Origin of the sequence: Streptomyces coryli, from assembly GCF_011044975.1 — a bacterium.
GTDB classification, from domain to species: domain Bacteria; phylum Actinomycetota; class Actinomycetes; order Streptomycetales; family Streptomycetaceae; genus Streptomyces; species Streptomyces coryli.
In genome coordinates this window covers 14,208-28,834 of the sequence record NZ_JAAKZV010000091.1, presented here as the reverse complement: position 1 = coordinate 28,834, position 14,627 = coordinate 14,208, and the positions used below count along the sequence as shown (strand labels likewise).

12 protein-coding genes are annotated in these 14,627 nt (G+C 71.7%); 10 read left to right on the top strand and 2 right to left on the bottom strand.

Annotation, left to right across the window (positions count from 1 at the left end; all coding sequences use genetic code 11):
• The first annotated feature begins 160 nt into the window (after positions 1-160).
• On the top strand, positions 161-1,537 hold the full coding sequence (locus G5C51_RS20775) for a nitrate/nitrite transporter (RefSeq protein WP_165239591.1): 1,377 nt from the start codon (positions 161-163) through the stop codon (positions 1,535-1,537).
• A 98-nt stretch (positions 1,538-1,635) separates the two neighbouring features.
• Positions 1,636-2,793, top strand: coding sequence for a uroporphyrinogen-III synthase (locus G5C51_RS20770; protein ID WP_165239589.1), 1,158 nt, complete (start codon positions 1,636-1,638; stop codon positions 2,791-2,793).
• A 27-nt stretch (positions 2,794-2,820) separates the two neighbouring features.
• Here G5C51_RS20770 and G5C51_RS20765 read toward each other — a convergent pair whose 3' ends face one another.
• On the bottom strand, positions 2,821-3,828 hold the full coding sequence (locus G5C51_RS20765; RefSeq protein ID WP_206314114.1) for a CHRD domain-containing protein: 1,008 nt from the start codon (positions 3,826-3,828) through the stop codon (positions 2,821-2,823).
• A 228-nt stretch (positions 3,829-4,056) separates the two neighbouring features.
• Here G5C51_RS20765 and G5C51_RS20760 point away from each other — a divergent pair, with 228 nt between their 5' ends.
• From G5C51_RS20760 to G5C51_RS20740, 5 genes are all read left to right on the top strand, one after another.
• Positions 4,057-4,617, top strand: coding sequence for a sigma-70 family RNA polymerase sigma factor (locus G5C51_RS20760; RefSeq protein WP_338118237.1), 561 nt, complete (start codon positions 4,057-4,059; stop codon positions 4,615-4,617).
• Positions 4,614-5,324, top strand: a complete 711-nt coding sequence (locus tag G5C51_RS20755; protein ID WP_165239584.1) for a zf-HC2 domain-containing protein — start codon at positions 4,614-4,616, stop codon at positions 5,322-5,324. The genes G5C51_RS20760 and G5C51_RS20755 overlap by 4 nt, the downstream gene beginning before the upstream one ends.
• Before the next feature lie 101 nt (positions 5,325-5,425).
• The gene (locus G5C51_RS20750; protein ID WP_165239582.1) at positions 5,426-7,816 is read left to right on the top strand and encodes a UvrD-helicase domain-containing protein; all 2,391 of its coding nucleotides are present in this window, start codon (positions 5,426-5,428) and stop codon (positions 7,814-7,816) included.
• A 346-nt stretch (positions 7,817-8,162) separates the two neighbouring features.
• Entirely contained in the window at positions 8,163-9,596 is a 1,434-nt protein-coding gene (locus G5C51_RS20745; RefSeq protein WP_165239580.1) for an NAD-dependent malic enzyme, read from the top strand.
• A 330-nt stretch (positions 9,597-9,926) separates the two neighbouring features.
• Complete coding sequence (locus G5C51_RS20740; RefSeq protein WP_165239578.1) at positions 9,927-10,208, top strand: HU family DNA-binding protein; 282 nt, start codon at positions 9,927-9,929, stop codon at positions 10,206-10,208.
• Between the two features lie 86 nt (positions 10,209-10,294).
• Here G5C51_RS20740 and murA read toward each other — a convergent pair whose 3' ends face one another.
• On the bottom strand, positions 10,295-11,635 hold the full coding sequence (gene murA, locus G5C51_RS20735; protein WP_165239576.1) for a UDP-N-acetylglucosamine 1-carboxyvinyltransferase: 1,341 nt from the start codon (positions 11,633-11,635) through the stop codon (positions 10,295-10,297).
• Positions 11,636-11,926: 291 nt separating this feature from the next.
• On the opposite strand from murA, the gene G5C51_RS20730 reads away from it, so the two are divergent.
• From G5C51_RS20730 to G5C51_RS20720, 3 genes are all read left to right on the top strand, one after another.
• Positions 11,927-12,517 carry a YqgE/AlgH family protein gene (locus tag G5C51_RS20730; RefSeq protein WP_165239575.1) on the top strand — a complete coding sequence of 197 codons (591 nt, stop codon included), beginning with the start codon at positions 11,927-11,929 and terminating at the stop codon, positions 12,515-12,517.
• A 76-nt stretch (positions 12,518-12,593) separates the two neighbouring features.
• On the top strand, positions 12,594-12,890 hold the full coding sequence (locus G5C51_RS20725; protein ID WP_165239574.1) for a DUF3039 domain-containing protein: 297 nt from the start codon (positions 12,594-12,596) through the stop codon (positions 12,888-12,890).
• Positions 12,891-12,931: 41 nt separating this feature from the next.
• Positions 12,932-14,548 (top strand): beta-N-acetylhexosaminidase, encoded by a 1,617-nt coding sequence (locus G5C51_RS20720; RefSeq protein WP_165239573.1) that lies wholly within the window; start codon positions 12,932-12,934, stop codon positions 14,546-14,548.
• Positions 14,549-14,627: the final 79 nt, after the last annotated feature.

Genomic DNA, 14,627 nt, shown 5'->3' with positions numbered 1-14,627 from the left:
CCGCACACAGCAACGGGCGTGTGGGTGGGAAAAGTTCTCACCCCCCGCCCACCGCGCAGGTGAGCGCAAGGTTGCCCACACGTCACTCACCGCCACAGCGCGGAAACCCCAGCTCCCTACGGTCGCTGGCAACAAACGACTCAGGGCAGGGAGACGCGACATGACTGCAGCCGCCCCCCGCAAGGGGAAGCGCTGGATCGAGCACTGGGATCCGGAAGACACCACGTTCTGGCAGGAGCGCGGTGAGCGCATCGCCAACCGCAATCTCATCGTCTCCGTGCTCGCCGAGCACATCGGATTCTCGATCTGGACCCTCTGGTCGGTCCTCGTCCTCTTCATGGGTCCGGAGTACGGCATCGACCCGGCCGGGAAGTTCTTCCTGGTCGCGATGGCCACCCTCGTCGGCGCCTGCGTCCGCGTCCCGTACACCTTCGCCGTCGCCCGCTTCGGCGGCCGCAACTGGACGATCTTCTCGGCCGCGCTGCTGCTGCTTCCCACCATCGCCGCCGCGGTCGTGATGGAGCCGGGCACCTCCTACGGGACCTTCATGCTCGTCGCCGCCCTCACCGGCGTCGGCGGCGGCAACTTCGCCTCGTCGATGACGAACATCAACTCCTTCTTCCCGCTCCGCAAGAAGGGCTGGGCGCTGGGTCTGAACGCCGGCGGCGGCAACATCGGCGTCCCCGTCATCCAGCTGGTCGCCCTGCTCATCATCGGCACCGCGGGCGACGGCTCGCCCCGCCTGCTGCTCTTCGTCTACATGCCGTTCATCGTCTTCGCCGCCATCCTGGCCGCCCTGGCGATGGACAACCTCGCGCCGGTGAAGAACGACACCGGGGCGGCGAAGGAATCCGCGAAGGACGCCCACACCTGGATCATGTCCTTCCTCTACATCGGCACCTTCGGCTCGTTCATCGGCTACAGCTTCGCCTTCGGCCTGGTCCTGCAGAACCAGTTCGGCCGCACCCCGCTGCAGGCGGCCTCGCTCACCTTCATCGGCCCGCTGCTCGGCAGCCTGATCCGCCCCATCGGCGGCCGCCTCGCCGACCGCTACGGCGGCGCCCGCATCACGCTGTGGAACTTCGCCGGCATGGGCGCTGCCACCGGCATCGTCATCTACGGGTCCGTGGAGAAGTCGCTCGCGCTGTTCCTCATCGGCTTCATCCCGCTGATCGTGCTGAGCGGCCTCGGCAACGGCTCCACGTACAAGATGATCCCGGGCATCTACGACGCGAAGGCCACTGCGATGGGCATGAGCGGCGAGGAGGCCAAGGCGTACGGACGCCGCCTCTCCGGCGCCTCGATGGGCCTGATCGGCGCCGTCGGCGCGCTCGGCGGGCTCGGCATCAACCTCGCCTTCCGCCAGTCCTTCCTGGCCAACGGATCCGGCACCATGGCCTGTGCGGCCTTCCTCGCCTTCTACGCGGTGTGCTTCGCCGTGACCTGGACGGTGTACCTGCGCCGCACCGCGGCTCCCGCGACGGCGTCCGAGAGCGCGGGTGCGGAGGAGCGGCAGCCGGCGTACGCGCAGGTGTGACATTGACCGCGTAACCGCCGTGAAATGCGCGTGAACTGCGACCGTCACCGGGGGCGGGAACCATGCGCCAAAGGACGACACCCGGGACGAGAACGCCTATGACAGCACCCGCACCACAGGCCGCCCCCGCGGTGAAGCCCCTCGCCGGCTTCACCGTCGGGGTCACGGCCGCCCGTAGGGCCGAGGAGCTCGGCGCACTGCTGGAGCGCCGCGGCGCCGCCGTCATGCACGCGCCGGCGCTGCGCATCGTGCCGCTGCCGGACGACGCCGAGCTGCTCGCCACTACCAAGCAACTCCTCGACGCCAGACCGGATCTGGTGGTCGCCACCACGGCGATCGGCTTCCGCGGCTGGGTCGAGGCCGCCGAGGGCTGGGGGCTCGGGCAGGCGCTGCTCGGCAGCCTCGCGCAGGTACGGATCCTCGCCCGCGGGCCCAAGGTGCGCGGCGCCATCCGGGCCGCGGGCCTGACCGAGGAGTGGTCGCCGGCGTCCGAGTCGATGGCCGAGGTGCTCGACCGGCTGCTCGCCGAGGGCGTCGCCGGACAGCGGATCGCGCTGCAGCTGCACGGGGAGCCGCTGCCCGGCTTCGTCGAGGCGCTGCAGGAGGCGGGCGCCGAGGTGGTGGGGGTGCCGGTGTACCGGTGGATGCCGCCCGCCGACATCGGCCCGGTGGACCGGCTGCTGGACGCCTGCGTGGCGCGGGCCGTGGACGCCATGACCTTCACCTCGGCGCCGGCCGCCGCCAGCTTCCTGGCGCGGGCCGCGGAGCGCGGCATGCAGGCCGAGGTGCTGGACGCGCTGCGCACCGACGTGCTGCCCGCGTGCGTGGGACCGGTGACGGCGCTGCCGCTGGAGAACCACGACGTGCCGGCCGTCTGGCCGGAGCGCTTCCGGCTCGGGCCGCTGGTGCAGCTGCTGGCACTGGAGCTGCCGGGCCGGGTGCGGGCGCTGCCGGTGGCCGGGCGGCGGCTGGAGATACGGGGCCACGCGGCCCTGGTCGACGGCGAGCTGAAGCCCGTACCGCCGGCCGGGATGGCGCTGCTGCGGGCGCTCGCGCGCCGCCCTGGCTGGGTGGTCGCGCGCGGCGAGCTGCTGCGGGCGCTGCCGGGGGCGGGGCGCGACGAGCACGCCGTGGAGACGGCGATGGCGCGGCTGCGCTCCGCGCTCGGGGCGCCGAAGCTGATTCAGACGGTGGTGAAGCGGGGGTACCGGCTGGCGCACGACCCGTCGGCGGAGACGAAGTACGCGGACGGATGAGGCGGGCCGGTACCCCCGTACCGGCTGCTACCTGCCGATGAAGACGTAGTCCGCCTTGTAGTTCACCGCCGCCTTCGCGCCCGGCTCGCACGCGCCCGCCGGTGCCACGCCGCCGACCGTGTTCAGGCGCAGGATCTCCGTCGCGTACGAGAGCTTCCCGCTGCCGCGGCCCTTCTGGGTGGCGGCCAGGTGCAGCTCGGGGATGTTCTTCGGGCCGTTGTCGATGCGCTGCGTCACCTTGCCGGTGACGGCCGAGAGGTCGGGGGCGAGCCAGGCGGGCGGGCCCTCCTGCGGCTTGACGAAGAAGTGGGCGATGTTCCCGGCGAGCCGGGCGCGCACATTGTCCTGGGTGAAGGCGTACGAACCGTCCTGCTGCTTCGCGCACTTGTAGACCTGCTGCCCCTGCAGGACCGGCGCCTGGAAGCTCCGGAAGGGCCGGTGCATGTCCAGCGTGGAGTCGAGCCGGTGCACCTGGCCGCGGACGGCACCGCCGGGGAACTCCCCGGTGTGCAGGTTGAAGTAGAAGCCGCCCGGGTTGTCCTTGAGCTGCTGCAGCAGCGCCGGGTCGGTCACCTTGACGGTGCCGGTGACCTGGTCGGTGCCGTCGGCGAGTTTCTCGGTGAACAGCGGGATCTTCACGGCCCCGTTGGCGCCCTTGCCGCCCTGGTGGATATGCGCGAGCGTCGGGGCGGCGATGCCGCGGAACTTGAAGGCGAACGCCACCTCGTCCCCCTGCACCCGCATCAGCGCGAGCGCCGATCCGTCCTTGTCGCCGACGGCCGGGCCGCCTTCCACGGGTACCTCGTTGGCGCCGTTGAGGCTGCCGGCGAAGAAGACCGCATCCGGCTGATTGCTGCCGCTCAGCGCCCCGATCCGGCCCGCCGCGGCGGCGTGTCCTTCATGCCCCGCCTGCCCCTCCCCCTTCCCTGCGGCCGCGTCGCCGCCGTCGTCGTCCGCGACGGCGGGCAGCACGACCAGTGCGGCGGCCGCGGCGGTCACGGCGGCGATCGAACCGATGACGATGGACTTGCCCATGAGCACTCCCCCTGTTGGGGCCGGCACCCCCTGCACCGGCCTCTCGGGTGGGTTTACGGGCTCCAAGGCTGGATGCGTTCAAGGGCCAAGTGCGAGGTATTTCACGGGAGTTCGGTGAGCGGGCCGCCGATCCCTTCCGTACGCGCGCGCGTGTCCAGGGCGCACTGAACACTTCCGGCCACGCCCCCGTACCCGAGTGCGGAAGAAGGTCTCGACCGGGAGGTGCGGGTGCGCGACCATGCCGTCGTGACGGACGACCGGCCGCCGGGTGCGGAGGGCGCCCTGCCCGAGGACGAGCTGATGCGCGTGCTCTACAAAGAGCACGCAGGCCCGCTCCTCGGCTTCGTGCTGCGGCTGGTCGCCGGGGACCGGCACCGCGCCGAGGACATCGTGCAGGAGACCTTGCTACGGGCCTGGCGGCACGCCGACCAACTCGGCGGCGCGCACGGCTCGGTGCGCCCCTGGCTCGTCACCGTCGCCCGCCGGATCGTGATCGACGGCCACCGCAGCCGCCAGGCCCGGCCGCGGGAGGTGGACGCGACGCCGCTGGAGTCCCTGCCGGCCGCGGACGAGATCGAGCGGACGCTGCACCGGATGACGCTCAACGACGCCCTCGCCGACCTCAGCACCGCGCACCGGGACGCGCTGGTGGAGACCTACTTCCGGGGCCGTACGGTCAACGAGGCCGCGGAGGTGCTGAAGGTGCCGCCCGGCACCGTCCGCTCCCGCGTCTTCTACGCGCTGCGGCAGCTGAAACTCGCGCTCGAGGAAAGGGGGGTGACGCCATGACCACCGCCCATGCCGACGTCGGCGCCTACGTGCTCGGTGTGCTCGACGACGCGGACGCCGCCCGCTTCGAGGAGCACCTGGCGGAGTGCGCGCAGTGCGCGGCGCAGCTGGACGAGCTGCTGCCGGTGGCCCACCTGCTCGGCGAGGCGGCGCCGCCCGGCGGCCCGGAGGCGGCGGCGATCGCGGCGCCGCCGGGGCCCGTACTGCTCGACCGGCTGCTCGGCGAGGTCGCCGGGGAGCGGCACCGCCGCAGGTCCCGCCGGATGTGGCTGGTGGCGGCGGCCGCGGCGCTGCTGATCGGCGTCCCGCTGGGGACGTACGCGGTCACCTCGGAGGACGGCGGCGGGCACGTCAGCGCGGCGCAGGAGATGTTCGACGACGGCGAGAAGCACCGGGGAGTGGACGAGGCGACCCACGCCGACGCCACGGTCTCGCTGCTGAAGAAGTCCTGGGGCACCCACGTAGCGCTGAAGCTGGGCGGCGTGCAGGGCCCGCTGGAGTGCGATCTGGTGGCGGTCGGCAAGGACGGCGAGCGGCAGACCGTCACCACGTGGTCGGTCCCCGCGGCGGGGTACGGGGAGGTGCACGGCGACATGAAGTCGGAGCCGCTGCTCACCCACGGCGGCACCGGGCTCGCCCGGAAGGACATCGACCGCTTCGAGGTGCGCACGCTGGACGGCCGGAAACTGGTGACGGTGCCCCTGTAAGACTGGTGCTGCATTTTCCCGGGGGCGGCCCCCGGACCCCCATCCGTCCAAATTTTCGCGTACGGTGGACGGCTGCCTTATCTGCACGAAGGGGGGCGCGGGTGGCCGCCCACACCACCACCGCGGATGACCCGTCCGCGGACACCCCGGACAGCGTCCGGGACCGCGAGATCCAGGGTGAGCAGGAGCACCTGGACCGCGTGTACGACCGCCTCGAGGAGAAGATCCACGAGGCCGAATTCCTCATGCACGACGCCGCCAAACGGGGCCATGTCGGCACCCCCGGCGCGCTCGCCGAGCGGGACGCGCAGGTCTATCGCGCGGGCGTCCACCTCAACCGGCTCAACAACGAGTTCGAGGACTTCCTCTTCGGCCGCATCGACCTGCTGCAGGGCAAGGACGGCAAGCGCGGGCCCGACGGCGCGTACACCTCCGTCGAACCGGCCGACGACGCGGTGTCCGGCAACGGCCGGGCCGAGATCGGGGAGACCCTGCACATCGGCCGCATCGGCGTCCTCGACGCCGACTACACGCCGATGGTGATCGACTGGCGCGCCCCGGCCGCCGCGCCGTTCTACCGCTCCACGCCCGTCGCCCCCGGCCGGGTCGTACGCCGCCGCGTCATCCGCTCCAAGGGCCGCAAGGTCCTCGGCGTCGAGGACGACCTGCTGCGCCCCGAGCTGACCGCGACCCTGGACGGCGCGCCGCTGCCGGTCACCGGCGACGGCGCGCTGATGGCGGCGCTGGGCCGGGCCCGTACGCACGAGATGCGGGACATCGTCTCCTCCATCCAGGCCGAGCAGGACAAGGTCATCCGGGCTCCGGCCGCCTCCGTCACGGAGGTGGAGGGCGGTCCCGGCACGGGCAAGACCGCGGTCGCGCTGCACCGGGCCGCGTACCTGCTCTACCAGGACCGGCGCCGGTACGCGGGCGGCATCCTGGTCGTCAGCCCGACGCCGCTGCTCGTCGCCTATACGGAGGGTGTGCTGCCGTCGCTCGGCGAGGAGGGCCAGGTCGCGATCCGCGCGATCGGCTCCCTCGTGGAGGGCGCCGAGGCGACGGCGTACGACACGCCGGCGGTCGCCCGCGTCAAGGGTTCCAGCCGCATGGCGAGGGTCCTGCGGCGCGCCGCGCGCGGACTGCTGGACGAGCCGGTCGCGCGCGGGGGAAGCCCGCGCGCCGGCGACGGGCAGCTGTCCTTCGGCGACGACGACGCCGACGACGCCCGCCAGGGCGAGGACGGCGCCGCGCCCGCGGGCATCCCCACGCGTCTGCGCGTGGTCGCCTTCGGCACCCGCGTCGAGCTCGACGCCGAGGAACTGCGCCGCATCCGCCGCGCCGTCCTCGGCGGCACCGCCCCGGTGAACCTGCTCCGCCCCCGCGCCCGCCGCTTCCTCCTCGACGCCCTGTGGTCCAAGTCCGGTGCGCAGCGCCGCTATCCGGACCCGGAGCTGGCCGCCGAGGCCCGCGAGGGCTTCGACGAGGACATCACCACCGAGGACGCCTTCACCGACTTCCTCGACGCGTGGTGGCCGGAGCTGACCCCGGCTCAGGTGCTGTCCGCCATGGCGGACGAGAAGCGCCTGTCCCGCTGGTCCCGCCGCATCCTCCAGCCCGGCGAGGTCCGCAGGCTCGCCCGCGCGCTGCGCCGGGAGGCGCTCTCCGTGCACGACGTGGCGCTGCTCGACGAGCTGCAGGCCGTGCTCGGCACCCCGGCCAGGCCGAAGAAGCCGCGCGATCTCGACCCGTTGGACCAGCTCACCGGCCTCGACGAGCTGATGCCGGAGCAGGCCGCCCCGCGCCGTAACCGCCTCGAGGAGGAGCGCCGGGACTACGCGCACATCATCGTCGACGAGGCCCAGGACCTCACGCCCATGCAGTGGCGCATGGTCGGCCGCCGCGGCCGGCACGCCACCTGGACGGTCGTCGGCGACCCGGCGCAGTCCTCCTGGCCCGACCCGGACGACGCCGCCGCGGCCCGCGACGAGGCGCTCGGCACCCGCCCGCGCCGCCGCTTCACGCTCACTGTCAACTACCGCAACCCGGCGGAGATCGCCGAGCTCGCCGCCCGCGTCCTGGCGGTCGCGATGCCCGGCACCCCGTCACCCGAGGCGGTCCGCTCGACCGGCGTGCAGCCGGCCTTCGTCACCGCCCGCGACGTGGCCGAGGACACCCGCGCCGAGGCCGCCCGGCTGCTGAAGGAGGTCGACGGCACCGTCGGCGTCGTCGTGCCCATGGCCTGGCGCGAGAACGCCCGCGGCTGGCTCGCGGAGCTCGGCGAGCGGGCGGTGGCGCTGGGCAGCCTGGAGGCGAAGGGCCTGGAGTACGACGCCACGGTCGTGGTCTGCCCCGCCGAGATCGCCGACGAGTCCCCGGCGGGCCTGCGGGTCCTGTACGTGGCCCTGACCCGGGCCACCCAGCGGCTGACGGTGATCTCCGGCGACCGCGACCTGCCGGACGAGCACGGGGTGCCCGACCTGCTGCAACCGTAGCCGGGGCCTGGTCCGCAAGGAGGGAATGTCGTTACGGGAGAGGTTTGTTAGCCTGAATACGGCACCGGCCCGATCCATGCCCCCGGGCCCAATCATAGGCGCTTCGAGCGCCCTTCCGCCGCGAGGCGAGCTGGCGGGTCGGTGCCGCTGACATCGCTGGAGGGCGTCCCCGTACCGGGGGCGCCCTCCTCACGTTTCCGGACCGCCCGCAGGCCACCCATTGCGCCCACTACCGCGATGTGGAAAAGTCTTTCCATCCTCGGATCTTCGTTACCGGATACCGGTCGGTAGGTGCGACGATCGAGGGCAACCCACAGCGAAAAGATGAAGGAAAAGGCGAAAAGGCATGGCAACGGCGCCGAGCGTCTCCTACTCGATCACGGTCCGCCTCGAGGTCCCCGCTGGGGGCAGTGCGGTCAGCCAGCTCACCTCCGCGGTGGAGGCGTCCGGCGGCTCCGTCACCGGCCTTGACGTCACCGCCTCCGGCCACGAGCGGCTGCAGATCGACGTCACCATCGCCGCCACCTCCACGGCGCACTCCGAGGAGATCGTCGAGAAGCTGCGCGGCGTCGAGGGCGTCACGATCGGCAAGGTCTCCGACCGTACGTTCCTGATGCACCTCGGCGGCAAGATCGAGATGGCGTCCAAGCACCCCATCCGCAACCGCGACGACCTCTCGATGATCTACACCCCGGGCGTCGCCCGGGTCTGCACCCAGATCGCGGAGAACCCCGAGGACGCCCGCCGCCTGACCATCAAGCGCAACAGCGTCGCGGTCGTCACGGACGGCTCCGCGGTGCTCGGCCTCGGCAACATCGGCCCGAAGGCCGCCCTCCCCGTCATGGAGGGCAAGGCGGCGCTCTTCAAGCGCTTCGCCGGCATCGACGCCTGGCCGATCTGCCTGGACACCCAGGACACCGACGCCATCGTTGAGATCTGCAAGGCGATCGCCCCGGGCTTCGCCGGCATCAACCTCGAGGACATCTCCGCCCCCCGCTGCTTCGAGATCGAGGCCCGGCTGCGCGAGGCCCTCGACATCCCGGTCTTCCACGACGACCAGCACGGCACCGCGATCGTCGTCCTCGCCGCGCTCACCAACGCGCTGCGCGTGGTCGGCAAGCGGATCGAGGACGTCAAGGTCGTCATGTCCGGCGCCGGCGCGGCCGGTACGGCCATCCTGAAGCTGCTCATCGACGCCGGCGTCAAGAACGCCGTGGTCGCCGACATCCAGGGCGTCGTGCACTGCGACCGCACCGACCTCGTCGACGCGGACCCGAAGAGCGCGCTGCGCTGGATCGCCGACAACACCAACCCCGAGGGCGCCACCGGCACCCTCAAGGACGCCGTGCGCGGCGCCGACGTCTTCATCGGCGTCTCCGCCCCGAACGTCCTGGACGGCGACGACGTCGCCTCCATGGCCGAGGGCGCCATCGTCTTCGCCCTCGCCAACCCGGACCCCGAGGTGGAGCCGTCCGTAGCCCGCCAGACGGCCGCGGTGGTGGCCACGGGCCGCTCGGACTTCCCGAACCAGATCAACAACGTGCTGGTCTTCCCGGGCGTCTTCCGCGGCCTCCTGGACGCGCACTCGCGCACCGTCAACTCCGACATGATGATCGCGGCGGCCCGCGCCATCGCGGACGTCGTCGGCGAGGACGAGCTGAACCGGAACTACATCATTCCGAGCGTCTTCAACGACAAGGTCGCCCCCGCCGTCGCCGGCGCCGTGCGCGACGCGGCGAAGGCCGCGGGCGTCACGGAGAACCCGACGATTCCGGCGTAGCGGGCGGGTCCCGGGTAAAACCCTCGCCCTTCGGGCGTACGGCCCGCCCCCAGCGGCCGCTTTACGGCGCGTCGGCTGGCCAGTGGGCCGTACGGGGACCATATGGTGTCCGGCGTACGTACCGGGCTCTTCGCGCGCCGGGCAAGGGGGGCCGATTGGCTTTCCCGCCTTGAGTGGGGGCAGGATGCGTACTCGGGCGGTGGGCTCCGTGAAAACCGGGCCCGGTCCGGGGACTGTCAGTGAGCCCTGGCAGCATCGGCCAGGCCGCAGGAAAAATGCGGCCGCGCCGCGTGGCACGCCTCAATGGCAAGAAGAACACGGGAGTTAGATATGAACCGCAGTGAGCTGGTGGCCGCTCTGTCCGAGCGCGCCGAGGTGACCCGTAAGGACGCCGACGCCGTTCTCGCCGCCCTCGCCGAGGTCGCCGGGGAGGTCGTCGCCAAGGGTGACGAGAAGATCACCGTCCCCGGCTTCCTGACCTTCGAGCGCACCCACCGTGCCGCTCGCACCGCGCGCAACCCGCAGACCGGTGAGCCGATCCAGATTCCGGCCGGCTACAGCGTGAAGGTCTCGGCGGGCTCCAAGCTGAAGGACGCCGCCAAGGGCAAGTGAGTGCGCTGTAACTAGGCACAGCAGAACGCCAAGGGCGGCCCTCCCCGACCAGGGAGGGCCGCCCTTGGCGTTGCTTGTGTGTGGCCTCAGCCGTTCGGCAGCTCGAACTTCGCGCCCAGCGCCCCGAGCTTCTCCGGGAAGTTCTCGTAGCCCCGGTTGATCAGCTCTATGCCGTGCACCCGCGACGTCCCCTGCGCCGCCAGAGCGGCGATCAGGTACGAGAAGCCGCCGCGCAGGTCCGGGATGACCAGATCCGCGCCCTGCAGCTTCGTGGGGCCGGACACGACCGCCGAGTGCAGGAAGTTGCGCTGCCCGAAGCGGCAGGGGGTGCCGCCCAGGCACTCGCGGTAGAGCTGGATGTGTGCGCCCATCTGGTTCAGCGCGCTGGTGAATCCGAGCCGGGACTCGTAGACCGTCTCGTGCACGATGGACAGGCCCGAGGCCTGCGTCAGGGCGACGACGAGCGGCTGCTGCCAGTCGGTCTGGAAGCCCGGGTGGACGTCGGTCTCCAGCGCGATCGCGTTGAGCGGGCCGCCCGGGTGCCAGAAGCGGATGCCCTCGTCGTCGATCTCGAAGGCGCCGCCGACCTTCCGGTACGTGTTCAGGAAGGTCATCATCGAGCGCTGCTGGGCGCCGCGCACATAGACGTCGCCCTCGGTGGCCAGCGCCGCGGACGCCCAGGAGGCGGCCTCCAGGCGGTCCGGGAGGGCGGCGTGGTTGTAGCCGCCGAGCTTGTCGACGCCGGTGATACGGATCGTCCGGTCCGTATCCATTGCGATGATCGCGCCCATCTTCTGCAGTACGCAGATGAGGTCCTCGATCTCAGGCTCCACGGCCGCGTTGGACAGCTCGGTGACGCCCTCGGCCAGCACGGCCGTCAGCAGCACCTGCTCGGTGGCGCCCACCGACGGGTACGGCAGCCGGATCTTGGTGCCGCGCAGCCGCTGCTTGGCCTCCAGCACCTGGCCGTCGGCGCGCTTCTCGATCGTGGCGCCGAACTGCCGCAGCACGTCGAAGTGGAAGTCGATCGGCCGGCCGCCGATGTCGCAGCCGCCCAGGCCCGGGATGAACGCGTGCCCGAGCCGGTGCAGCAGCGGACCGCAGAAGAGGATCGGGATCCGGGACGAGCCCGCGTGGGCGTCAATGTCCGCGACATTGGCGCTCTCCACGTGCGAGGGGTCGAGGACCAGCTCGCCGGGCTCGTCACCCGGCTTCACGGTGACGCCGTGCAGCTGCAGCAGCCCGCGGACGACGCGGACGTCACGGATGTCGGGGACGTTGCGCAGCCGGCTCGGCTCGCTGCCGAGCAGTGCGGCAACCATGGCCTTCGGCACGAGGTTCTTCGCGCCGCGGACCTTCAGCTCGCCCTCGAGGGGCGTACCGCCGTGGACAATCAGGACGTCGTCGGAGGCTGACTTCGCAGTCATCGAGTCTCGCGATCGGTGGGTTACGGGCGGGGGACAGTGGGAAATGGTAATGGCCCGTCTACCCCTCCCCGTAGGTTCCATGGGGTCCGGAGGGCGTCATGAATTCGCTACAAAACGCTGTGTATAGACCCATGTCGCGCAGGGTGAGCGCCGGGGGGTCGCAAAGGGGGCGTTAGCGGGCATGGCGGGGTTACGGCGGAGGTGCTGCCGTACCCCCGCGGACACCGTCCTTTGCCGTATCCGTACGGCACTTGACTCCCGCGCGGCCGTCTTGTGCGGGATCATGTGGTCATGACGGAGGTGTCATCCCTCACAGGCCGGCTGCTCGTCGCGACGCCGTCGCTCGCCGACCCAAACTTCGAGCGGTCGGTGGTGCTGCTCCTCGATCACGACGACGAGGGGTCGCTGGGCGTCGTGCTGAACCGGCCTACGCCGGTGGACGTCGGCGACGTGCTGCAGGCGTGGGCGGAGCTGGCCGGCGACCCGGGCGTGGTCTTCCAGGGCGGTCCGGTCTCGCTCGACTCGGCGCTGGGCATCGCGGTGGTGCCCGGGCCCGAGGCCATGGAGGGCGGCGGCTCCGTGGAGGACGGCCCGCTGGGCTGGCGCCGGGTGCACGGGGCGATCGGCCTCGTCGACCTGGACGCGCCGCCCGAGCTGCTGGCGGCGGAGCTGGGGGCGCTGCGGATCTTCGCGGGGTACGCGGGATGGGGGCCAGGGCAGCTGGAGGACGAGCTGGCGGAGGGGGCCTGGTACGTGGTCGAGTCCGAGCCGGGTGACGTCTCCTCGCCGGTGCCCGAGGGCCTGTGGCGGGCGGTGCTGCGGAGGCAGCGGAACGAGCTGGCGATGGTCGCCACGTACCCCGATGACCCGAGCCTGAATTAATCCACTTGCGCATCGGGCGACCTTCCGGCGGCCCGAGCCTCAACCAAACGGCTTCGGATCGGTACCCTTGGCCAACATGAGCACCCTCGAACCCGAACCGGAGCGCGGCACCGGCACCGGCACCCTCGTCGAACCCACGCCGAAGGTGTCGCACGGCGATGGTGACCACGAGCGCTTTGCCCATTATGTCCAGAAGGACAAGATCATGGCGAGCGCGCTCGACGGTACGCCCGTCGTGGCGCTCTGCGGCAAGGTGTGGGTCCCGGGCCGCGACCCGAAGAAGTACCCGGTCTGCCCCATGTGCAAGGAGATCTACGAGTCCATGGGCGCCGGTGGCGATCGCGGCAAGGACAAGGACAAGGGCAAGAAGTGATGGTCTAGTCCACCGCGCGCTCCTCAGGCAGGATGGCGCGCATGGACCTGGACTTCATTCCCGCGCCCCGCACCGCGCACCCGTCCGGCGACGGACACTTCCTGCTCACCCCGGCGACCACGCTCTCCGCCGCGACGGGCACCGAAGGCGTCGCCCGCTGGATACGCGCCACGATCGGCGCCGCCACCGGCCTCCCCCTCGACCCGGGGCCGGCCGGCGGCGGGATCGAGCTGGTCATCGACGCCGCCCGCCCCCGTGAGGGATACCGCCTCGCGGTGGCCGCGGGCGGCGTCCGTATCGAGGGCGGCAGTGCCGCCGGCGTCTTCTACGGGGCCCAGACCCTGCGCCAGCTGCTCGGCCCCGGCGCCTTCCGGCGGGCACCGCTGCGTGCGGACGCCGAGTGGCGGCTGCCGGAGGCCGTCGTCGAGGACGCCCCGCGGCTGGGGTGGCGCGGCATGATGCTCGACGTATCGCGGCACTTCACGCCCAAGGACGGCGTGCTGCGGCAGCTCGATCTGCTGGCCGCGCACAAGCTCAACGTCTTCCACTTCCACCTGACCGACGACCAGGGCTGGCGCATCGAGATCAAGCGCTACCCGAAGCTGACGGAAGATGCCTCCTGGCGGCCCCGCTCCAAGCGTGGCCACCGCGACTCCCAGCTGTGGGACGAGACGCCGCACGGTGGCTACTACACCCAGGACGACATCCGCGAGATCGTCGCGTACGCCGCCGAGCGGCACATCACCGTCGTGCCGGAGATCGAGCTGCCGGGGCACTCGCAGGCCGCCATCCACGCTTATCCACACCTGGGGAACACCGACGTCGTCGACACCGCCGGGCTCGGGGTCTGGGACGACTGGGGCGTCAACCCCAACGTCCTCGCGCCGACCGAGGAGGTGCTGCGCTTCTACGAGGGCGTCTTCGAGGAGGTGCTGGTGCTCTTCCCGTCGGAGTTCGTCCACGTCGGCGGCGACGAGTGCCCCAAGGAGCAGTGGAAGGCCTCGCCGGCCGCCCAGGCCCGTATCCAGGAGCTGGGGCTGAAGGACGAGGACGAGCTGCAGTCGTGGTTCATCCGGCACTTCGACGCCTGGCTGGCCGCGCGCGGGCGGCGGCTCATCGGATGGGACGAGATTCTCGAGGGCGGGCTCGCGCCGGGGGCCACCGTCGCCTCGTGGCTCGGCTACTCCGGCGGGATCGCGGCCGCGAAGGCCGGGCACGACGTGGTGATGTGCCCGCATCAGCAGGTCTACCTCGACTACCGGCAGGCGCCGGGGGACGACGAGCCGGTGCCGATCGCGTACGTGCGCAGCCTCGAGGACTTCTACCGCTTCGAGCCGGTGCCGCCGGAGCTGACCGACGAGCAGCGGGGTCATGTCCTCGGTACGCAGGCGAATGTGTGGACCGAGGTGATGGACGACCAGGGCCGGATCGACTACCAGACCTATCCGCGGCTCGTGGCCTTCGCGGAGGTGGCCTGGTCGGAGCTCCCCGAACCGGACAAGCGGGACTTCACGGGCTTCGAGGGGCGAATGGCCGCCCATTACCGGCGGCTTGACGCCCTCGGAGTCGAGTACCGGCCCGCCGACGGGCCCAAGCCGTGGCAGCGGCGGCCCGGCGTGCTCGGACGCCCGATCGACGAGGCGCCCACGATCGTGTGAGGGGTAAGCGGAATGCGGTTCGCGGCGGCCGCCGCAGTGGCACCCTGAGGCGGCTTCCGTTCCGCACAACTGTGTACAG